Origin of the sequence: Pseudoalteromonas sp. BDTF-M6 (assembly GCF_018334135.1) — a bacterium.
Taxonomy (GTDB): domain Bacteria; phylum Pseudomonadota; class Gammaproteobacteria; order Enterobacterales; family Alteromonadaceae; genus Pseudoalteromonas.
Genome location: NZ_JAGXTQ010000002.1, coordinates 120,056 through 140,736 on the forward strand (window position 1 = coordinate 120,056; position 20,681 = coordinate 140,736).

At 51.5% G+C, this 20,681-nt stretch carries 23 protein-coding genes and 2 tRNA genes; 11 read left to right on the forward strand and 14 right to left on the reverse strand.

The window, feature by feature from the left end:
* Positions 1 to 3 precede the first annotated feature (3 nt).
* Positions 4 to 1,113: an aminotransferase class V-fold PLP-dependent enzyme gene (locus tag KD147_RS04795; RefSeq protein WP_212547095.1), complete on the forward strand. Its 1,110-nt coding sequence runs from the start codon at positions 4 to 6 to the stop codon at positions 1,111 to 1,113.
* On the opposite strand, the gene KD147_RS04800 is transcribed toward KD147_RS04795, so the two are convergent.
* The 4 genes from KD147_RS04800 to KD147_RS04815 all read right to left on the reverse strand — a co-directional run bounded on the left by KD147_RS04800 (position 1,096) and on the right by KD147_RS04815 (position 2,918).
* Positions 1,096 to 1,605, reverse strand: a complete 510-nt coding sequence (locus KD147_RS04800) for a DUF4124 domain-containing protein (RefSeq protein ID WP_105253428.1) — start codon at positions 1,603 to 1,605, stop codon at positions 1,096 to 1,098. The two genes, KD147_RS04795 and KD147_RS04800, sit on opposite strands and share 18 nt — an antisense overlap.
* Before the next feature lie 791 nt (positions 1,606 to 2,396).
* Positions 2,397 to 2,489: transfer RNA gene (locus KD147_RS04805), tRNA-Ser, on the reverse strand.
* A 23-nt stretch (positions 2,490 to 2,512) separates the two neighbouring features.
* Positions 2,513 to 2,603: transfer RNA gene (locus KD147_RS04810), tRNA-Ser, on the reverse strand.
* A 174-nt stretch (positions 2,604 to 2,777) separates the two neighbouring features.
* Positions 2,778 to 2,918, reverse strand: coding sequence for a hypothetical protein (locus KD147_RS04815; RefSeq protein ID WP_199882998.1), 141 nt, complete (start codon positions 2,916 to 2,918; stop codon positions 2,778 to 2,780).
* A 277-nt stretch (positions 2,919 to 3,195) separates the two neighbouring features.
* On the opposite strand from KD147_RS04815, the gene KD147_RS04820 reads away from it, so the two are divergent.
* Complete coding sequence (locus tag KD147_RS04820; RefSeq protein WP_212547096.1) at positions 3,196 to 4,056, forward strand: diacylglycerol/lipid kinase family protein; 861 nt, start codon at positions 3,196 to 3,198, stop codon at positions 4,054 to 4,056.
* A 9-nt stretch (positions 4,057 to 4,065) separates the two neighbouring features.
* Here the strand turns inward: KD147_RS04820 and KD147_RS04825 are convergent, their stop codons facing one another.
* Entirely contained in the window at positions 4,066 to 4,980 is a 915-nt protein-coding gene (locus KD147_RS04825) for a DMT family transporter (protein WP_212547097.1), read from the reverse strand.
* Between the two features lie 97 nt (positions 4,981 to 5,077).
* Between KD147_RS04825 and KD147_RS04830 the strand changes: the two genes are divergently transcribed.
* Positions 5,078 to 6,541, forward strand: coding sequence for an aminotransferase-like domain-containing protein (locus KD147_RS04830; RefSeq protein ID WP_105253431.1), 1,464 nt, complete (start codon positions 5,078 to 5,080; stop codon positions 6,539 to 6,541).
* Here the strand turns inward: KD147_RS04830 and KD147_RS04835 are convergent.
* Positions 6,538 to 7,320, reverse strand: coding sequence for a YggN family protein (locus KD147_RS04835; RefSeq protein ID WP_212547098.1), 783 nt, complete (start codon positions 7,318 to 7,320; stop codon positions 6,538 to 6,540). The genes KD147_RS04830 and KD147_RS04835 overlap by 4 nt on opposite strands.
* A 342-nt stretch (positions 7,321 to 7,662) precedes the next feature.
* On the opposite strand from KD147_RS04835, the gene KD147_RS04840 reads away from it, so the two are divergent.
* Positions 7,663 to 7,851, forward strand: coding sequence for a PA3496 family putative envelope integrity protein (locus KD147_RS04840; protein ID WP_105188682.1), 189 nt, complete (start codon positions 7,663 to 7,665; stop codon positions 7,849 to 7,851).
* Positions 7,852 to 7,877: 26 nt separating this feature from the next.
* On the opposite strand, the gene KD147_RS04845 is transcribed toward KD147_RS04840, so the two are convergent.
* Positions 7,878 to 8,177, reverse strand: a complete 300-nt coding sequence (locus tag KD147_RS04845) for an AzlD domain-containing protein (protein WP_105253433.1) — start codon at positions 8,175 to 8,177, stop codon at positions 7,878 to 7,880.
* The gene (locus KD147_RS04850) at positions 8,174 to 8,821 is read right to left on the reverse strand and encodes an AzlC family ABC transporter permease (RefSeq protein ID WP_502710220.1); all 648 of its coding nucleotides are present in this window, start codon (positions 8,819 to 8,821) and stop codon (positions 8,174 to 8,176) included. Before KD147_RS04850 ends, KD147_RS04845 begins: the two co-directional genes overlap by 4 nt.
* A 178-nt stretch (positions 8,822 to 8,999) precedes the next feature.
* Here KD147_RS04850 and KD147_RS04855 point away from each other — a divergent pair, with 178 nt between their 5' ends.
* The gene (locus tag KD147_RS04855; protein ID WP_105253435.1) at positions 9,000 to 9,635 is read left to right on the forward strand and encodes a cytochrome b/b6 domain-containing protein; all 636 of its coding nucleotides are present in this window, start codon (positions 9,000 to 9,002) and stop codon (positions 9,633 to 9,635) included.
* Positions 9,636 to 9,703: 68 nt separating this feature from the next.
* Here KD147_RS04855 and KD147_RS04860 read toward each other — a convergent pair whose 3' ends face one another.
* Entirely contained in the window at positions 9,704 to 10,156 is a 453-nt protein-coding gene (locus KD147_RS04860) for a c-type cytochrome (protein ID WP_212547099.1), read from the reverse strand.
* A gap of 115 nt (positions 10,157 to 10,271) precedes the next feature.
* On the reverse strand, positions 10,272 to 10,742 hold the full coding sequence (locus KD147_RS04865) for a DUF2721 domain-containing protein (protein ID WP_105253438.1): 471 nt from the start codon (positions 10,740 to 10,742) through the stop codon (positions 10,272 to 10,274).
* A 144-nt stretch (positions 10,743 to 10,886) separates the two neighbouring features.
* Between KD147_RS04865 and KD147_RS04870 the strand changes: the two genes are divergently transcribed.
* Together KD147_RS04870 and KD147_RS04875 are read left to right on the forward strand one after the other, a co-directional pair.
* On the forward strand, positions 10,887 to 11,258 hold the full coding sequence (locus tag KD147_RS04870; protein ID WP_105253439.1) for a DUF4870 domain-containing protein: 372 nt from the start codon (positions 10,887 to 10,889) through the stop codon (positions 11,256 to 11,258).
* A gap of 62 nt (positions 11,259 to 11,320) precedes the next feature.
* Positions 11,321 to 11,755: a YqaA family protein gene (locus KD147_RS04875; protein ID WP_212547100.1), complete on the forward strand. Its 435-nt coding sequence runs from the start codon at positions 11,321 to 11,323 to the stop codon at positions 11,753 to 11,755.
* Here KD147_RS04875 and folX read toward each other — a convergent pair.
* The 4 genes from folX to nadE form a co-directional block, all read right to left on the reverse strand.
* Entirely contained in the window at positions 11,752 to 12,117 is a 366-nt protein-coding gene (gene folX / locus KD147_RS04880) for a dihydroneopterin triphosphate 2'-epimerase (protein WP_105188673.1), read from the reverse strand. The genes KD147_RS04875 and folX overlap by 4 nt on opposite strands.
* 8 nt (positions 12,118 to 12,125) lie before the next feature.
* Positions 12,126 to 12,680, reverse strand: a complete 555-nt coding sequence (gene folE / locus KD147_RS04885) for a GTP cyclohydrolase I FolE (RefSeq protein ID WP_212547101.1) — start codon at positions 12,678 to 12,680, stop codon at positions 12,126 to 12,128.
* An 11-nt stretch (positions 12,681 to 12,691) separates the two neighbouring features.
* Positions 12,692 to 13,399 carry a dihydromonapterin reductase gene (gene folM / locus KD147_RS04890; protein ID WP_212547102.1) on the reverse strand — a complete coding sequence of 236 codons (708 nt, stop codon included), beginning with the start codon at positions 13,397 to 13,399 and terminating at the stop codon, positions 12,692 to 12,694.
* Between the two features lie 163 nt (positions 13,400 to 13,562).
* Positions 13,563 to 14,405, reverse strand: coding sequence for an NAD(+) synthase (nadE, locus tag KD147_RS04895; RefSeq protein WP_105253443.1), 843 nt, complete (start codon positions 14,403 to 14,405; stop codon positions 13,563 to 13,565).
* A gap of 277 nt (positions 14,406 to 14,682) precedes the next feature.
* On the opposite strand from nadE, the gene KD147_RS04900 reads away from it, so the two are divergent.
* The 4 genes from KD147_RS04900 (at position 14,683) to KD147_RS04915 (ending at position 20,626) form a co-directional block, all read left to right on the forward strand.
* Complete coding sequence (locus tag KD147_RS04900; protein WP_212547103.1) at positions 14,683 to 16,941, forward strand: penicillin acylase family protein; 2,259 nt, start codon at positions 14,683 to 14,685, stop codon at positions 16,939 to 16,941.
* A 150-nt stretch (positions 16,942 to 17,091) separates the two neighbouring features.
* A complete protein-coding gene (locus KD147_RS04905; RefSeq protein ID WP_502710221.1) occupies positions 17,092 to 17,958 on the forward strand; it encodes an MBL fold metallo-hydrolase in 867 nt (288 codons plus the stop codon).
* A 60-nt stretch (positions 17,959 to 18,018) separates the two neighbouring features.
* A complete protein-coding gene (locus KD147_RS04910) occupies positions 18,019 to 18,948 on the forward strand; it encodes an SPFH domain-containing protein (protein WP_105253445.1) in 930 nt (309 codons plus the stop codon).
* Positions 18,949 to 19,225: 277 nt separating this feature from the next.
* Positions 19,226 to 20,626 carry a fasciclin domain-containing protein gene (locus KD147_RS04915; protein ID WP_212547105.1) on the forward strand — a complete coding sequence of 467 codons (1,401 nt, stop codon included), beginning with the start codon at positions 19,226 to 19,228 and terminating at the stop codon, positions 20,624 to 20,626.
* Positions 20,627 to 20,681 lie beyond the last annotated feature (55 nt).

Here is a 20,681-nt window from a genome sequence, read left to right on the forward strand (position 1 = left end):
GCCTTGAAAAATCAGTTTCGTTTGCCCGCAGGGCCCTATTTCTTAAGTCACTCGGTTGGTCGTCCACTGCGCTCGACAGAGCAGCACTTTCATGAGCATTTTTTTGCTCCCTGGCAACAGGGACAAAGCGAGCCTTGGCCCCAATGGCTGGGGGCGGTAGAGGACTTTACCGCTGCGCTGGCACGTCTGTTTAACTCGGATGCCAGGTTGTTTTGTCCCCAGCTGAACCTTTCCAGCGCTCTGAGCAAGCTGGTGATGGCGCACCCGGGTTTGTGCAAAGCCAAATGCAAGGTGTTGATGTCGGAACAAGACTTTCCCAGCATGGGTTTTGCACTGCAAAAGTCTCTGGCTCCCGATAGTGAGATAGTGTTTATTCCCGCCGCCGAGGATGTCAGCGATATCCAGGTGTGGCAGAAGCATATGCAAGCGGATATGGATCTGGTGTTTATCAGTCAGGTGTATTCTAATTCCGGGCGCCAGGCGCCGGTGGCCGAGATAGTGAGCGCCGCTAAGCAGCTGGGGATTATGAGTCTGGTCGATGTGGCGCAGGGAGCCGGGGTGCTGCCCCTGGATTTAGCCAAGGTGCAACCGGATTTTCTAATAGGATCGAGCGTAAAATGGCTTTGCGGTGGCCCGGGAGCCGCCTATTTATGGCTTAGCGCCGAGCAATTACCTGGCTGTGAACCTAAGGATGTAGGCTGGTTCTCCCATGCCAATCCATTCGAATTCGATATCCACCATTTTGCCTATCACGACAGTGCGCTGCGCTTTTGGGGGGGCACACCCAGCGTTGCCCCTTATGTGTTAGCGGCGCACAGTATCAATTGGTTTAATGACTTTGGCATCGACAAGGTACGCGCGCATAACCTGAAGCTGCAAGGGCAATTACTTGAAGAATGTGCCAGCCTGGCGGCATCACCACTGGATGCACGGCGGCGCAGCGGTACCCTGATTCTTCATGCCGGCGACAGGCAAGAGCAGATGATGCAGGAATTAAAGCAACACAATATCAGCGTTGACGCGCGCCACCTCGGAGCCCGAGTGTCGTTTCACATCTATAACGACGAACAGGATGTGGCGCAGCTGGTATCAGCGTTAAAGCGGTTTATTTAACTTGGCCGCCGCGTTGATATTTTCTTTGTACTTTTGCAATTCGCTGATCGCCTTCTTTTCATTGTCGATAAGAGCGCGATAGTTGGCGCGTACTATGGTGGCCTGCTGCTTCTTCGCATTGTCGATAGAGTCGCTGCCTAAATAGTTGGCGGTGGCCTGATTCATATTATCAAGTTGCGCCAGATCTTCAGCCATACGCGTTTCGTAGTCACTGATATTACGTTCGTGCATGGCGATGCGGCGGTCGTATTCTTGCGACTTCAGGTAGCTGTCTACCTCACTCACATTGGGCTGTTGAGAATCGTCTTCTTCGCTGGTCACGGCCGTCACTGTTTTAGCGCCAGAGTAACGCACCTTAATAATTTGCGCGTCTTTGCCACAGGGCTGCTGACTAAAGGTTGCCACGCCATTGATGGTGCATTTATAAACCGCCGCATAGCTGGGCAAGGTGGTCAAACAAAGTGCCGCGGCAAATATAACTGGGTATTTCATAGGACATGTCCGTATGGTTAGGGTTATAAGATTCTAGAACTTTCCATTGGGAAATCAACACCCCGTTAACAATCTAATATATTAGTAGCGGCTATTTCCGCTGACAGAGTGGGTGCTGTGTATAGGTATATTGCCGATAGTACCAAGCTCTAATTAAGCTTTAGTTAAGGAGGTGGGGGCGCGATTGAATTTCGGACGCTTGCGACCGAACGCCGAAAAGCAAAAAACCGCGACAATACGCGGTTTTTTTAACTAATGGCTTCTATTCGGGAAGAGCGCTTGTGCCTCCAGCGCTTGCAGCCGCACTCACTCCTACGGGCGCTTGCGCGGCTCAAAATGTTCCTGACATTTTGTAGCTCTAGCACGTCCCTGTGCTAGCCCTTATAGGAGGCTGCGCGGCTCAAAATGCTCCAGGCATTTTGTAGCTCTAGCACGTCCCTGTGCTAGCCCTTATAGGCGGCAGCGCGGCTCAAAATGTTCCTGACATTTTGTCGAACAAGGGTTCGAACCAAGTCCGCCTGCTCGAAATTTAGTTATAAAAAAACCGCCGTAAAGGCGGTTCTTTTATAACTAATGGCGGAGAAGGGTCTCAGAAACCGAAGTAATACTTCGCAGTTTTGAGACGCCGAAGGAGGGATGAGCGCTCGTGCCTCCAGGCACTCGCCCCTACGGGCGCCTGCGCGGCTCAAAATGTTCCTGACATTTTGTCGAACAAGGGTTCGAACCAAGTCCGCCTGCTCGAAATTTAGTTATAAAAAAAACCGCCGTAAAGGCGGTTCTTTTAAAACTAATGGCGGAGAAGGAGGGATTCGAACCCTCGATAGAGCTACAAACCCTATACTCCCTTAGCAGGGGAGCGCCTTCAGCCACTCGGCCACCTCTCCGGCGCGAATCAGTTTGATAAATTTGGCGGAGAGATAGGGATTTGAACCCTAGATAGGCTATTAACCTATGCCGGTTTTCAAGACCGGTGCTTTCAACCACTCAGCCATCTCTCCATGGGGTAGGATAATACTGAGGCTTGTGGCCAGTGTAAATAGATAATGAATCGTTTGCTTGATTTTTGTGCTAATTCAGTGTGCTAGCTGTAAAGAGAGGGGGTTTTAGGTGCTAAGCTAGTTGGGTCTTAGCACCTAGCCGGTAATACCGAGTAGTAACATTAGTGTAATTAATTACTTGTAGCGCACAACACCGCTAAGAGCGAGCTCTTTACCAAAGCGGTTTAGCTTGGCCATCATTTTTGCCTTACGCTTGCTTGGCTTAACTGCTACGTGACTGGCTGCTGTTTGATTTAGGGTGTTTACTGGATTCATGGTCGCTTGCTCCGGGTTGTGCCTGTGGTTGAAAACAAGTGTATTTTGCAGCTCTTCTGGTTAAAAATAAAACGATAATTTTTGGCCCTTTCGGATAAATTTTACTTATGCGATTAATGTTTTATTAAGCTTGGGTTGAAGTGGTTTTTGCATGAATATTTAAGTCAAAACCTAGGTAAAGGTACATTAATCAAGGTGTTTTAGCTTGTGGCAGCCACTGTTTTAAAATATCGTGCATATTTATTCAGATAAACCATATTTGTTATAGGTGGGTGTTTTGAATCATCAGGCTGGTTATTTACTGCTTTATCATCCGCTGCAAGCAAAGGCACAGCTAAAAACAGTTCGTCAGCAGTTGGAGCAGCTATCCATATCCCATGTTGAGGTGGCTACCAGCGGTGATTTTTACGCCGACTTACAGGGATTGCAAAGCTATATCCCCACCACCGCGCGGGTGATTGTGCTCGGTGGTGATGGCACGCTCAATTTGGCCGCGAATGCCTTTGCCTACAGTGATGTTGAGGTTGCCCTTGTTCCCTGTGGCAGTGGTAATGATTTTGCTCGGCAATGGCGCTGTTCCGAGCAGCAATGGATAGAGGGTGCCATCGCGGGTCGGTGTGTACCCATAGATCTGGGTAAGGTGAACGAGCGCTACTTTATCAATGTCGCAGGCGTGGGGTACGATGCCGCGGTTGTCGGTGCCAGCCAAAATAAACGTGGCCGCTGGGCGCATTTGAGCTATGCGTGGCAGGGGGTGAAAATGCTGTATCGTTATGCCCCTTCGTTATTGCAGTTTTCAACTACCAAGAAGCAAGAGCAAAGGCTACTGATGATGTGTCTGGCCAATGGCCGTTATTTTGGTGGCGGCATGTGCCTGGCGCCTGAGGCGAATATTAATGATGGCCAATTGAGTTGCGTGCAAATAGGCGCCGCGTCATTTTGGCGGCAGGTGCAGGCCTTGATTTTGAGCTATTTTGCGGCCCACACTCGGCTTAAACAGGTCAACATAGTCCCTGTATCCCAGCTTGATGTGCACACCGCTAACATAGGGATAGAGGCTGATGGGGAGTATATTGGCACCACACCAGCGCTCTTTTGCGTGCAGCGCGATGCCCTGCACTTTGTTCTACCCCTCTAGGCAGATGCTTTAAGCCGGAGCTTGTGTACGTTTGAAAAAATGGCCAATTTTATCGAAAGGTGTCAGGACGATAGCATTGCCCAGAAGGACAAACACAAAGCCGTAGACCGTATTGAGCTGCCACACAAAGCCCTCGAACAGGGTGCTTAAAATGACCGCCACAAGTGGGAAGAGCACAATCACATAACTGGCTTTTTCCGGGCCGATATTCTTTAGCAAGACAAAATAACAGGCGAAAGCGATCACCGTGCCAAAGGTGCTCAAATAAAGCAGTGATACCCAATAACCCATGCCGGCGGTGCTAAAGTCCCAACTGACGTCACTGAGTAAAACAAAAAATGCCAAGCCTAGGGCACTGTACAGCATGCCCCAGGCATTGCCTTGCAGCACGCCGACCTGAGCATGGGAGTTGCGCACACTGACCATATTGCCAATGGAAGCCACGAGTGTGCCAGCCAAACACAATAACAGACCAATTAACAGCTCATTGCTGAGATCTAAGGTGGCGATGGCCGGCCAGAATAAGATCACTATGCCCACTATGCCTAACAAGGCACCAAAATAGATGCGTTTGGCTATGGGTTTGCCAAAGAACAAGCGGGTGTTGAGGATATTCATCAACAGCAAGGTACTAAAGGCGATGGAGCTCATGGCCGAGGTCAGATAATGCTGCGCCCAATAGAGAATAAGGTAGTTGGCGCCGAAGTTACACAGGGCCAGCAGGGTAAAGAAGCCATGATCGCGGGCGCTAAAGCGCATCGGCAGCTTTTTAAGCAGTACATAAGTCCACATAATGGCGGCGGCAATCGCAAAGCGCAGGAACAGCGAAATCTGCACCGCGACATCGCCAAGCTGGAATTCGATGGCCAGCCAGGTTGAGCCCCAGATCAGGACGGTAATAAAATACAGCAGGGCGTTGTTCATGGCGTTTTTCTCGAGGCAATTAAAGCTGGTATTTTAAAGTTATTCTGTATACTGTACATAAACAGAAAACATTATTTTACACCTGTACAGATTTGCTATGTCGCGCATTATTAATAAGCAAGGTAATATTTATCTATATCAGCAAGTGATTGACTTGATTAAAGATATGCAGTCGCATGGCACCTTAAGTGCGGGTGAAAAGCTGCCGTCTTTACGCTCGATGGCACAAAAGTTATCCATTAGCATTCCCACCATTCAGCAAGCCTATCAAGAGCTCGAGCGTCAGGGCGTGATCAGTGCCAGAGAAAAATCCGGCTTCTATCTCAATGCCGGCTCCGAGCAATGTCACCAGCCCCGTCGCATTCAACTGGCGCGCCAACCGGTGGCGGTTAATAAGCAGGCTTTGATAGAGCAGGTATTTGATGGCCTCCATCGCGCCGCCGTGGTGCCCTTGGGGATCGCCAACCCGGTGGCGGTGAACCCCACCGACAAGGTGTTAAGTCGCACCATGCGTAAGGTGATGAACGTGGCCGGGCATCAGTCGATCAATTATGGTCCCTTGGATGGTTTTGCGGCGCTGAAAAAACAGATTATCAATCGTTATCTGGATTTTGCTATCGGCGTTAACAGTGATGAGTTGATCATCACCAACGGTGCCCAGGAAGCCTTGCATATCGCGGTGCAATGTGTGACCCAGGCGGGCGATATCGTCGCCATCGAGTCACCCTGCTATTTTGGCATTATTGAAATGCTGGAAAGCCTGGGGCTCAAGGTGATTGAAATTCCCATGTGTCCACAGCAGGGCGTGTGCGTCGATGATTTGCAGCAGGCGTTTGCTGAGCACGATATTAAGGCCTGTATCTTTTCGACCAGTATAAGCAATCCATTGGGTTCGAAAATGCCCGAGGAGCGGCGCCAACGTTTGGTGCGTTTGGTGGAAGAGCAAGGCGCGGTGCTTATCGAAGATGATGTCTATGGTGAGCTAGCCTACGAGCAAGATGGTGCCAAACCGGCACAGTATTATTCCACCAAGGGCAATGTGATCACCTGTTCGTCGCTGTCAAAAACTGCGGCGCCAAGCTACCGCGTGGGCTGGATCATCGCTGGAAAATTTGCACCTCAGGCGCGACGCTTAAAGCGTGCCATGAGCTGCGCTTCTTCACTGATGAATCAGTGGACCCTGTATGAATTTATGAATAGCGGCGATTACGATAAAAACCTGCGCGTTATGCGCCAGCGCCTGGCGCTCAATAAAGAGCGAATGCGTGCCTTAGTGCAGCGACATTTCCCGCCGGGGACCCGGATGACCAACCCGCAAGGGGGCTGCGTGTTGTGGTTGCAACTGCCGGCGCAATATGACGTGATAGCCTTGTTTCATCTGGCCTTGGAGGCTGGGATCAGCATTACTCCCGGGGCTATTTTCAGTGCTACCGATAAATATCGCCAGTGTCTGCGGTTGAGCTTTGGGGTGCCGTGGAGCGAGGAAGTAGAAAAGGCAGTCGCCCGGTTAGGGGCGCTCTGCCTGCAAGTGCAAAAGGGTAAGGCAAAGGCTAAAGCTTAGTTGCCTAGCAGCTGATACTCTCTCAGTTCAGGGATCATGCTAAGTAATTGTGCTTCCTGCTGCGCCAGTTCGCTAAACGAATGACATAGCGCATCGGCACGCTCTTCAATATGAGCGGCCTGCAGTTCGACTCTTTGCTCGACCTGCTCACCAAGGCGCTCCATGCGTTGCTCAAACTCATCCATGTCGCCGCCCGAACCCAGTAGTTCAGAGCCCAGGGCGATAAAGATGCTGCCGATAGACTGCACTATGGCCTGTTCTACGGCTTGTTCAAAGTCTTCGTCAAACTGGCTTTCAATATCATCACCTAGCTGTTCAAAGCTTTGTTTACCCATCACAAAGGCACCGTCCTGGTAGAAGGTTTGCTCAATATTGACGCCGATATTGTCGACCAAATCGCTAAGCGCTTCATTGTGACTGATGCCAAATGCCGCCCCGACTTCTTCTAATGCCACTCCGGCTATTTTCACGCCATCCAGGGCTATCTGGGCCACCTCGGGCATATAGGTACGAACCTTGTCGGTGTAATCTGCCAAGGCCTGTTGCTGCTCGGCGTTTAACTCAACGGGCTGACCATCGACCTCAAGCAAGCCATGGCTATACACCAGGTGTTGGTTATTGGCATTGGTGATCTGTAGGCGTTGCGGCTCGATACGCACATCATTTTTAAATTCAATGTTGCATTGCTCAGAGCCAAACGACAGCGAATTTGCTTCCCCGGCGATGGCCGTGCCTGAAAGACTAAGGGCAGAGATTATGGCTAGCGTGCTGGTATTCATGATGATATTTCCTGTTATTCTGTTGACCTAATGAGCAATACAATTTCGATGCCAAATAATAAAATCATTAAAAATCAGAATCTTGTGTTTTTGGCGTTAAGGCGGTTGAGGCCAGGGTTAGTGCCTATGGCTAACATTTAGCGAAATTAACAACGGCGGTAAGCCGGGTTATTTTGAAGTCGAGAATGATTAATAAAAGATGTTTGTCGAAACGATAAAAAAATCTCACTTTTCAGTTTGGGCTTTAGCGGCTATTTATTCACTCGAAGGCGCCTAGCCCTGAATTCGCCGGACCCAAGTAAGGGAAGGGTGAGAACTGATTTAGATTTATTGGAGTGTATTGTGGGTAAAACATATTCCTATGATGCGTTTGAAGACGAATTTGTTGCAGATGAATATGAAGCGATGGGACGCAATCAAAATGACCGTCGCAAGCGCAAAGTTAAGAAAAAGCTGGACGACTACCTGGAGCAGCGAAAGCTAAGAAAGCATCTTGGTAGCGATGACTTTGACGACTATTTGAATGAATAATTAAAGGGGCTTTGGCCCCTTTGTTGTTAGCGCAGCACAAAAAAGACCGCCATGGCCAGTATGGTGGTGGCGTAGATGCTATGGCTTTTATAAGCGGTAATGATGGCAACGAGAGCGGCGACAAGATACGGGTTGCTGTAGCTAAGTTGCCACTGTCCGCCGGGTAACACGACAATAGGCACCCAGATGGCGGTGAGCACCGCCGGGGCACTAAAGCTTAAAAAACGCTGCATTTTAGGGCCGACCCGAAATGGCAGGGCGCGGTGTAAAAACAAATAACGGCTGCCAAAGGTAATGGCCGCCATCAGCAAGATGGTGGTGATCATGGCTGCTCCCCGCGGCTGAGAACATAGCCAAAGCTCATGCCAATAAGGGCGCTAAACACCAACCACAATTCCACTCCCCAGGACTTCAGTAACGCGGCGCTTATCCCTGATGCCAACACGCACGCCAGAGTGGGCCAATTTTTAATGGCCGGGATCACCAGGGCGATAAAGGTGGTGGCAATGGCAAAGTCGAGCCCGAGATTGGTTAAGTCCGGCAGCAATTGCCCCGCGACTATGCCCAGCAGGGTCCAGATATTCCAAGCGACATAAAAGCTAAAACCGGCACTGAGGGCATAGATTAGCCGCACTTGGGTCTGATAAGCCTTAGGGTGGTGAGAAAAAGCAAAGAGCTCATCGGTCAGCACAAAACTCACCGGCAAACGCCACCTGAGGGGTTGCGCGATCACCTTCTGGCGAATGGCCAAGCCATATAAAAAGTGCCGTGAGCTGATGATAAAGGTGGTGATGGCTATGGTCAGTAAGGGAGTGTCGTTTGCTATCAGCTCAATGGCCACCAACTGTGCCGAGCCGGCAAAGACCAATAAAGACATCAGTTGCGCTTCTATAAGGCTAAAACCATTCTGCATCGCCAGCGAGCCGCATAATAGCCCCCAGGGCAGCACGGCCAGGTTAAGGGGCATCATATCGAGTTGCCCCTTAATAAAGGCTCTTTGCCGCAGCTTAGCAGCGCGTTTTGTGTGGCTGGAGTAGCCTTTGGCATGGCCCATTGAATTACTCATAGTTAAAAAATAACCAAGTTGATTTCGCACCGACGCTAGAGTTTGGCATAATCACGGCTATTGCAAAAGAAGTGGAGCAGTTATGAAAGTTTGGGATGGATATATACGGTTTTTCCATTGGGCCCTGGTGAGCTGTTTAGTCGGCTTATATTTCTCCGCCGAGGAAGGAGCCATGGAGCTGCATTTTGTACTGGGTTATATCACCCTGGCGCTGTTGGTAACGCGTTTAATTTGGGGCCTGGTTGGCAGTGATACCGCACGGCTATCGGCGTTACTGCACGGCCCTAAGGCGGTTGCAGAGGCACTCAAGGCCAAGCATTTAACGCCCGGACACAATGCCGCCGGCAGCTATATGGTGTTGGTCTTCTTTGCCTTAATTTTGTTGCAACTGGTTACCGGCCTGATGGCCACCGACGACATTATGGTTGACGGTCCCTTGGTGCAATACGTCTCTTATGAGTGGGTTGAATGGGCCTCCTCGCTGCATCATCAGAATTTTGATTGGCTGTTAATCGCCATAGGTTTGCACCTTGTCGCCATTATTGTTTATGCCCTGCGTGGTAAAAAACTGGTCCCGGCTATGGTGACCGGCCGTAATCAGCAAGTGAGCAACGCCGCACGACTGAAAGCCAGCTGGCCGGCCTTTGCTCTTTTTGCCGTTTTATTGGGTGTGCTGGCAACAACCTGGGGATATGAGCCGCTGCAAGCCCTGCTGTAGCAATGCTCAGTTATATCCGGGCACAAAAAACGGCGCTTATTGCGCCGTTTTTTTATTGCTTAAAGAGCTCAGTCTTTAAACGACTTATGACAGTCTTTACAGCCTTTCGCCCAGTTTTGGAAAGCCGGTACGATAGTTTCTTTGTCGCCGCTTTGCGCCGCTACTGCTAGTTCTTGTGCGTATTTTGCAAAGGCATCGGCCTTAGCGTCAAAGGTAGCACGGTCTTCCCAGATGGCCGGAAGTGCGCTGGTGTCGCCCTTATCTGTGCCAGCACCGAAGGCTTCCCAAGGCATTTGCGATAGTGCTGCGGCATTGTTGGCGCGCATGGCAAAGCGCTCGGCGTCGAAAGGCACCTTGCCTTTAAGCATGTCACCCATGTCGGCGATTTGTACACGGATCAGTGAAAAAGCCGATTTACGGTAGTCGATAGCATCTTCTGGTTTTTCGAAAACCGAGTTTGCTAGGGCAGATGATGAGCTGGCAGCCAGCGCGATTGCAGTGATAATAGAGTGTAGTTTCATTCCATTAGTCCATTATTATAAAAATTATGTCCCTTTTTACCTAAGGGATGCAGTGAACACAAGCCTAGTGGCGCATTAATCACTGCACAGACCTATGAGTAATGTTAAGAAGTATTTACTCACCCAGGTCGATATCGGCAAAAATCATTCCTCGGCGCATGCTTCTAAAGGCGAGATAAACCTCGGCGAGCAGGGAAATAAACGCCAGGATCAGCAACACCATGGCGATCATAAAGCACAGGGCTATCGCGGTGCCTAGGTTAACAGATTGAATATTAGCCATAAAAAGTAACATAACCACAAAACTGACCAGGGTGGCGCTGAGCACGCTCAAGCTGAAGGCAAAATGGATATAGCGGGCGCGTTTGAGCAGGGCACGTAATTCTGTGGTCAGGGAGTGGTTAAAATCTTCATCGCTGCTAATTTTAAGCTTGCGCTCTAAGGTGCGGGCGCGGTCGGTGATGCGTGCCAAGCGACTTGATAGCACCCCTAGGGTGGCGGCGATGCCGGTGATAAGGAAAACTGGGGCAACGGCGGTTTGAATCACCTTTGCCATGGTGAGAATATTAACGACGTCTGTGTTCACACTGACTCCCACAGAAAGAATGACAATGCCGTTAGTCTAGCGGCAATTGTTGATGAAGGATAGAATTTTGCTTTGGCGAAAAGCTGGACACTAAGCAATAAAACTGAGAATCTCAGTAACTTAACAACAATCACAGGAGTGAACATGGAACCGGTATTACCTGAGAACAACAACCAAGCGAAGAGCAATGATGAGAAGAGCATGGCGATGCTCTGCCATTTGGCCGCGTTAGCCGGCTTTATCGTGCCTTTTGGCTCAATCTTAGGGCCTTTAATTATCTGGTTGGTTAAAAAAGAAGACATGCCTGTTGTCGATCGCCATGGCCGTGAGTCATTGAACTTCCAGTTCACCATGTTGATCGCCTACATCGTTTGTTTCTTACTGATTTTCGTGGCCGTGGGTCTTTTGCTACTGCCAATCGTCGCCTTGTTCTCCTTTATCATGGTGATCGTGGCATCGATTAAGGCCTACGAGGGCAAAGAGTTTAGTTATCCGTTGACGATTAGATTCTTATAAGCGGTGAGATCGGTAGCAAGATGCCCAATTCGGTGTTCGGCGGTTAAGGCCAGGGAGCTGTTTTGCCCTATTTAAGCCTGTTTTTGAGCGCCTTTATTGCTGCCACCCTGCTGCCCAGCTCTTCGGAGCTGATGCTCAGCGCCATGGTGGTCAAGGGCGGCTTTTCTCTGTCCCTGCTGTGGCTCAGTGCTACCTGTGGCAATGTGCTGGGTAGTTGTGTGAACTATGCCCTTGGCACCCAGGTTACGCGTTTTGCCGATAGAAAATGGTTTCCCGTTTCCGCCAAGGCCATGGCGAGGGCGCAGCGGCAATTCAACCGCTTTGGTGTGTACAGTCTGCTGTTCGCCTGGTTGCCGGTCGTTGGCGACCCGCTGACCTTAATTGGCGGGGTGTTTCGGGTGCGCTTTAGCCTGTTCTTGCTGCTGGTGAGCATAGGTAAGGGCACCCGATACCTGCTGGTGATCCTGATGGCGCTTGGGTTTGAAGAGCTGTTTTAAGCGCTCGGTCGCTGCCAGTCCAGGGTCAGTGATACCGAGTCGGCAAAGCGCAGCGCATGAGGCTTGTCGACGCGGGCCTTGGCGTAATGCACGCTAGGGTGGCGATGACACAAGGCCAGAATCTCTGCCACCAGTTTTTCCAATAATAGAAAGTGCCCCTGCTCCACCACCTCGATCACCGCCTTGGTGATGGTTTTATAGTTTAGCGCCTGCTCGACTTCATCTTGTTCACAGGCTTTGTCGGCGGGGTAATGAATCTCCAGATTGATCACCACATCCTGTTTTTTTTCCCGCTCTTCGGGGTTAAAGCCGATATAGGTGCGCAGCCTGAGGTTGGTCACATTGATAATGGCATTGGTCATAAACGGTCCTAGCTTTTCACCAGCTGTAGGAATTCATTGCGGGTTTTCGGATCGGTGCGGAAGTTACCCAGCATCACCGAAGTGCGCATTTTCGAATTCTGCTTTTCCACACCGCGCATCATCATGCACATATGCTGCGCCTCAACGATAACGCCCACGCCCTTGGCGCCGGTCACCTCTTCCACCGCCTTGGCGATCTGGTGGGTCAGCTGCTCCTGAATCTGGAAGCGTCGCGCAAACATGTCGACGATGCGGGCAAATTTCGATAGTCCCAGTACCTTGCCATCTGGGATGTAGGCGATATGAGCCTTACCGACGAAGGGCAGTAAATGGTGCTCACACATGGAATAAAGCTCTATGTCCTGAACCAAGACCATGTCATCGGCATCCGAGGTGAAGACCGCATTGTTGGTGATTTCTTCCAGCGTTTGTCGGTAGCCCTGGGTCAGGTGTTCCATGGCTTTGGCGGCGCGCTTGGGGGTGTCGAGCAGGCCTTCTCGCTGTGGGTCTTCGCCGACGGCGCTGATGATCTGCTTAAAGCTGTTTTTTAAATCGTCGTGCATAGTGTTCTCGTCTATTTTAAATGGCGGCCGCCGTCGATGGCGAGGCTGCGCCCGGTAATATAGTGACTATTGAGCAGCAGCTCTACGGCGGCGATAATTTCCTGGCAGCCGGGCTCGATGCCCATAAGGGATTTGGTTAAGGTTTTTTGTTTATATTGCTCAGAATCGTGGTCGTTGAAAATGATCAACGACGGGGCAATGGCGTTGACCTTCACTTTTGGCGCCCATTTGGCGGCGTACGACTTGGTCAGATTGTCGAGTGCGGCCTTGGAGGCTGCGTAGGCCAAATGTTTCGGGCTGCCTGTTTCGACCACATAGTCGGTCAGATGAATGACATCGGCGTAGCCCTGCTGTTGCTGGAGCATATCGGCACAGTACTGATTGATCAAATAGGGCACCTTGGCATGAATACGCATCATGGCGTCGAACAGTTGAGCATAATCGCTGTTGTTGGCTTCGCAATCCCAACTCGAGGCGTTGTGAATGATGGCCCGCAGCCCATGGGTGTGGCCGCGTAGCTCGTCAATAAACTGCATAATGCTGTGATCGTCGCTAAAGTCGGCGGCGATGCAGGTCGCCCCTTGCGCCGCCAATTCGTCCACCGCCGGGTGGCGGGTACGGTAGCTAATAATGACGTCGTGACCCTGGGCCAGCAGATGGGTGGCCAGAGCAAGGCCAATGCGCTGCCCGGCGCCTGTAATTAAAATAGGAAAAGACATAACTTCCAAAGGCTAAGAGCTTATAACCTTTACTATAAACAAATGAGTTCGTGATTGCAGTGTTTACGTTTACAAAAGCGTGGGCGATCACTGTGTTAGCAAAGAAAAGGTATTGGGCAGGTGGCTAAGCAGGGCACCGATAAGACACCGGTGCCCGACCAGATCAGTCGTAAATAGTGGGGATTGGCTGACGCTTGTGCTGGGTGCGCTGATAGATGCCGATAATGTGCTCTTCAACCTCGGCGCTCACCGGCTTGCCTTCTAAAAAGTCATCGATTTGATCATAACTTAAGCCAAGGGCGACTTCGTCGGCCAGTCCCGGGCGGTCACATTCGAGATCCGCGGTGGGAACCTTGTGTACCAGATCACGAGGCGCGCCTAAGGCCTCGGCCAGGGTACGCACCTGGCGTTTGGACAGGCCGAACAAAGGAGCAAGATCGCAGGCGCCGTCGCCGAACTTGGTATAAAAGCCGGTGATGTTTTCGGCGCTGTGATCGGTGCCGACCACCAGACCCTGAGTCAGACCGGCGATCTCATACTGGGCTATCATGCGCTGTCGGGCCTTCACATTGCCTTTAACAAAATCCACCTGCGACTGGGCCGGCAGGGTCATTGAAGTTTCGGCTGTGCCAGAGGCGATGCCAGCCAAAACCTGCTCATGCATATGATCGCTGGCCGGTTTGATATCTACGGTTACGCGCTGGCTTGGCTGAATAAAGTCAACGGCCAACTGGGCCTCATGTTCATCGGCCTGCACGCCATAGGGTAGGCGCACGGCAATAAATTGATAGCGCTGGGTGTTATGTTCCTCATTGAGTTCGTTCACCGCCAACTGGCACAGACGGCCACAGGTGGTGGAATCGACGCCACCGCTAATACCTAAAACCAAACTATGGCAATGGGCCTGCTGTAGACGGTGCTTAATAAATGCCACACGACGGGCAATTTCCTGGTTAACATCAATGCTTGGTTGCACCTTCATTTCGGCAACGATTTCGGCTCGCATAACTCCCCCGCTTGAGCTCAATGGTGAGTCGCTATTATGTAAGTATTTAACTAAAAGTTAAAGCGCGGATAAGGCGCACCCATCTACATCCCCAAGCGCCTGAGTTGTGGCCTGTTTCAAGGGGCCAAAACGCTGCCTAGCCCTTAATAACCGCCCTTTTTGGTCATCATGTTTTCACGCAAAAGACGCAAACTCGGTGATAACGCCAACAAACGTGAAAAAATGTCATACACTGATGGGCAGAATAATAATAACTGGTTAAAAGGATGGGATATTTATGTTGAGGTGGGTGCAGCGTCTGGTGGTCGGCGTGATCATTTTACTGTTACTGGGCACCGCGGGTGTGTACGGGGCATTGTCTCTGAGTCTACCAACCCTGGACGGGCGCGGCAGCAGTGATGCGCTCGAGAGCACGGTTACTATTAAACGCGATGCCCTGGGGCAGGCCATTATCGATGCACAAAGCATGAATGATGCCGCCTATGGTTTGGGCTTTGCCCATGGTCAGGACAGATTTTTCCAAATGGACTTATTGCGTCGCAACTCCGCCGGTGAACTCAGTGAATTATTCGGCGAGGCGGCACTGGAGCTGGATAAAAAAATGCGTTTTCATCAGCTGCGCCAGCGCAGTGAACGTATTTTCGCGCAATTACCCCAGTCCCAGCAGGCCTTGTTGAGCAGCTATAGCCGGGGCGTCAATGAGGCGCAGCAGGCGCAGACCCTCAAAGGCTTTGAGTACCTGCTGAGCGGCGCCGAGGTCACACCCTGGCAGCCAGAGGATAGCCTGCTGGTGATCTACAGCATGTATCTGGATTTGCAGGCCAGTAACTTCGAGCGCGACATGGTGCTGGAGCAAATCGAGCGGCTTTACTCTAGGCAGATGCGCGAGTTTTTAACTCAGCCCAGTCCCTATCAATCGGCGCTGGATGGCAGTGAAATCAGCTTGAAAGAGCAGGCCATTCCCATGCTGTCAGCCGCGAAACTCAGCGCCTCGGTGCCAGAAATTATCGCCTCGCGCGAGGTGGGCAGCAATAACTGGGCGGTCTCCGGGGAGCTGACCAGCAGTGGCCAGCCTATGGTCGCCGATGATATGCACCTGGGTTTGGCCGTGCCCATTATTTGGTATCGCGCTCAGCTGAACATTGCCGATATACAGGTTACCGGGGTGTCGCTCCCCGGGGCACCGGCCATCGTCGTTGGCAGTAACGATAATATCGCCTGGGGCTTTACCAATGCTTATGTTGATACCTCGGATTGGATCCGCCTCGACGGCGATGACACCGTGGAAAAGGTGCAGGAAACCATCGCCATTGCCGGCGGTAAAACGCATGCATTCAGCCTGTCGGTGAGTGAGTATGGCCCGGTACAAGAGGTTAATGGCCAGCGCTATGCGCTTAGTTGGGTGGGCCACTACGATTATGCCGTGAACCTAGACTTGGCGAACCTTGCCACCGCCGCCTCTGTCACCCAAGCCTTTCAAATCGCCGATAACGCCGGGATGCCGGTACAAAATTTAATGGTGGTGGATAAGCAAGGACAAATTGGCTGGCAACCCATGGGCGCCATTGCGGCACGCACAAACCCCAGCGATGTCGCCCTCGATGCACAAGAGTTTCAGGCTGAGTGGCTCAGTAATGAGCCACAGCGCCCGCGAGTTATGAACCCCAACTCAGGTCGTTTATGGAGTGCCAATGCCCGGGTGATATCGACCCGGGAGCACGAAAGGTTGGGAGATGGCGGTTATGCCCTCGGTGCCCGCCAGCAGCAAATTCGCGACCGCCTTTTCGCCCAATCCAGGTTCGACGAGCAGGCGTTCTTAGCCTTGCAGCTCGATAATGAGGCGCGCTTCTTGGCTAAGTGGCAGGCGTTGTTAGTCGCAACGCTCAAAGAGCAAGGCAGCACCCAGAATTTACCATTGGTTGAGCAATGGCAGGGCTGTGCCTGTGCTGACTCCATCGGTTATACAATGGTGCGCTATTTTCGCAGCGCCGTGATGGATACCCTGTTTGCCGATATTGAAAGCAGTTTGGCAAGGCATCAGCTGTCCCTCGGGCCCATTAAGCGAAATTTAGAGCCGGCCACCTGGCAGCTGCTAGAAAACCCAAGTGTCTGGGGCTTTGCCGATAAACAGCAGCTGCTCAGTAAGAGCTTTAATCTGGCACTGGCGCGTCTGCGCGCTAAATTTGGCGAAGATACGGCGAATTGGCGCTGGGGTAATGTTAATGCCCTGGAGCTGAAGCATCCTTTTGCCAAGCAAATTCCGCAGCTCGGAAGCTGGTTGAACATGCCTAAAGTCGAGGCCTTTGGCGATAGCTTTATGCCGGCGGTACAGCGCACCGACTTTGGCGCCTCACAACGCTTTATTGCCCAGCCTGGAAGGCTAGAGCAGGCGATTATGGCCATTCCCGGCGGCCAATCGGCGCATCCCTTGTCGGCCTTTTACCGTGCTGGTTATGAGCAGTATGCCACTCACCAGGCCACGCCCCTGCTGCCCGGCGCGCCAGAGCATAGATTGGAGATCCGTCCGGCTCGCTAGCTCCATCAGCGGCCGCAACCCGAGTTAGGTTGCGGCCTTTGTTAACTGGTGAATAGGGCTTATCGGTTCGGGCAATTTGCCGGCGATATACTACACTAGGTTTATCGAAAACAAGCTACCAAGGATACAATAATGAATAAAAACAGCATGATGCTCGCCATTTTGGCCGTCGGTGTGGTGACCGCGCTGACGACAAAGGCCGTTCAGGCAGCGGACGTTGAGGTAACCAGTCAGCAGCTGGATAAACATATTTACGTATTATTCGGTCGCGGCGGTAATATTGCCGCTCATGTGGGCGCAGACGGCACCTATATTATCGATGACCAATTCGCCAAGCTGGCGCCGCAAATCAAAGCCAAGCTTAAAGAACTTAACCCCAATGCCGCAGAATTCGTGTTGAACACCCATTATCATGGCGATCACACCGGCGGTAATGAGGTCTTTGCGCAGGCGGGTGCCCATGTTATCGCCCATCACAATGTCCACAAACGCCTGGAAGAAAAGCATGGTGCGGGTTCTGAATTTTTACCGCGCTTGAGCTTTGGTGCCGACCTGACCTTGCACTTTAACGGTGAGCACGCACGCCTGGTACATTATGCCCACGCCCATACCGATGGCGATGCTGTGGTGTTTTTTAGCGATGCCAATGTGGTGCATATGGGAGATATCTACTTTAACACCGGAGGCCTGCCCTTTGTCGATGTTGATGGCGGTGGCAGTGTCGATGGTATCCTGGCGGCGCTGGAAAGTATCGGCGAGCAAATCGATGACAATACCCAGGTGATCCCGGGTCATGGACCGGTCAGCGACAAGGCCGGGCTAATGCGGTATCAGGCTTTGGTCGCCAAGGCCAAGACCCTTATGCTCGATGCCATGGAAAAAGAGCAGACCCTGGATGCCGTGATAGCCGCCGACCCCTTTGCCGAACTGAATTTAAAATACGCGGACTGGTTGCCGAAAGAGCGGGTGATCACCCTGTTTTATCGCAGTCTGGGTGGTGAAGTATTGAAACCTTAATTTAACATCTGTAATCGCTTACTTTATACTCCTTGTTCTTAACCACAAGGAGTATAAAGAATGAATAACAACAATAACTTGCCAGATCTCACTGCCTCGGTGGGCAAAAAGAAGGGGCTGATCGGCACTATTTTCGTGGTGCTGGTATTGCTACTTGTGGGGTTCAAGAGCATGTATACCGTGGATGAAGGTCATGTCGGTATTATCAAGCGCTTTGGTGAAGCCACCGAGCAGGTTAACCCTGGTCTGCATACCAAGATCCCTTTTGTCGACACTGTGGAAATGCTGGAGATCCGTACCCGTAAAAACGTCGAAAAGCTGCGCGCCGCCACCCATGAGCAAATGCCACTGACCGCAGAAGTGAGCATCAACTGGACGGTTAATCGCGAAGAGGCCTTTGATCTATTCAAAAGCTATGGTGGTTTAACTCAGTTCGAAAGTCGTATTCTTGACCCTAAATTGCGTTCCGCGACTAAGGATGCCCTGGCTCGTTATAAGGCCGAAGAGCTGATCCAAAATCGCTCGCAGGTTATCGCCCGCATTGAAGAGTTATTGCTGGAAGAAATGAAGAGCTATCCGGTTAAGCTGGACTCGGCGCAAATTGAAGACCTGGTATTGCCACCTAAATACATTCAATCCATCGAAACCAAGCAAACCGAGAAAAACCTGGCGGCGGCAGAAAAGCACAAGCTAGAGCGCCAGAATCTGCAGGCGCAGCAGGAAGTGAACACAGCTAATGCGCAACGTGATGCCGCCAAGGCCAAGGCCGATGGTCTGGCCTATGCGATCAAGGTTGAAGCCCAGGCCGAAGCGGAGGCTATTCGTATGAAGGGTTTGGCTGAAGCCGAAGCCATGCAAAAGAAAGCCGAAGCCATTAAGAACAACGCCACCTTGGTTGAGTACATGCGTGCACAAACATGGAACGGACAAATGCCAACCACGGTTATGGGTTCGGATCAGGGTATTCTTTGGAATATGAAAGAGAAGTAAGTGCCTTGGCATACTGCATTAAGATGATTAGTGCGGTATGCCTATACCTACCCCCCGACGAGCTCTGCAGCGAACTCTTCGGTAAACGCTCGCCTGAGCCATGTTAATACTTTAGGTAATTTCCCTTCTTTTTAAGCACTCCGAGTCCTCGGTAATGGCCAAAATTTTCAACGGGTTATGCTGGCGCTAAGAAAAAACAGTAAATTTTTTGATCGCTTTTTGCTCACCCCCTCGTAGTAACAAGGGCTATCTAGTTACACTAATGAGGGATTAAAACGTGAATAAATTACTTAAAACCCTGTTGTTACCCAGTTTGTTGGTACTTACTACGGCCTGTAGTGACGATGACGACGATAAGACTCCGATGCAACCGGAACAGCCGCAAACCTCCGTGGTGGATGTGGCTGCTGCGTCTGACGATTTCGAGACCCTGGTTGCAGCACTCGAAGCAACCGGGTTGGATGCGACGCTCAGCGACATGAACGCCCAGTTCACCGTCTTTGCGCCTACAGACGATGCGTTTGCCTTGCTGGGCGAAGACACCATTAACGCACTGCTTGAAGACCCGGACACCTTGTCTGAGATTCTCACCTACCATGTTCTCGACTCTCGCGTTGAATCGGGTGCCGCCGTCTCCGCCGCGGGCTCCACCGTGGCAACGGTCAATGGTGCTTCGATTGGCTTATCCTTATCTGGAGACGACCTGCTGGTGAATACTGCAACGGTCACTCAGGTGGATATCGCCGCGACTAATGGCGTGATCCATGTGATCGATGCGGTGCTGATGCCGCCCGCGCAAAGCGACGAAATGCCGACCATGAATATAGTCGAAACGGCCGTCGCCGCAGGTAACTTTACAACTCTGGCCGCCGCCCTTGAGGCCGCTAATCTGGTCGCCGCGCTAAGCGACGAGAGTGAAACCTATACGGTCTTCGCGCCCACCGATGATGCCTTTGCGGCGTTGGGCGAAGAGACCATCAATACCCTGTTAAACAATACCGAGGTGCTAAGCGAAATTTTGCTTCAGCATGTGGTCAGCGGCGAGGTTGATGCGGTCACGGCTTTCAGCCTGAACGGCACGCAAGCCGAGACACTGTCCGGCAACATGATTGATATTATGATTGACCCCGAATCCGACACCCTTAAATTTGGTGACGCTACCGTGACCATGACGGATATCATGACAACCAACGGCATTATCCACGTGCTCGACACCGTGGTGGTCGGCGACGTTCAAGTGCCCGCACCGGCTCAGTCAATTGTTGATATTGCCGTTGCCGATGGCAATTTCACCACCTTGGTTGCAGCGCTGCAAACCACTGGGTTGGACTTGGTGCTGGCCGATATGGAGCGCGAATTCACCGTCTTCGCACCTAATGATGCGGCTTTTGATAAGTTAGACGAAGCGACCGTAGAGGCCTTGTTTGCCGATGCCGAGGCCCTGTCCGATCTCTTGCTCTACCATGTTCTGCCCGATACGACTGTGCAATCGGATGCCGCCATTGCCGTGGCCAACTCGGATAATCCGGAAATCACCATGGCTAATGGGGATATGGCTACCTTGTCGGTTCAAGACAGCATGCTGTATATCGACCAGTCGCAGGTGGTAGCCGCTAATGTTGCTGCAGACAACGGGGTGATCCACGTTATTGATTCCGTGCTGATGCCCACGCCGTAACGTCGTTAATTATTGTGAGTACCTTTGGCCCGCGCTGTATGCGGGCCTTTTTTAT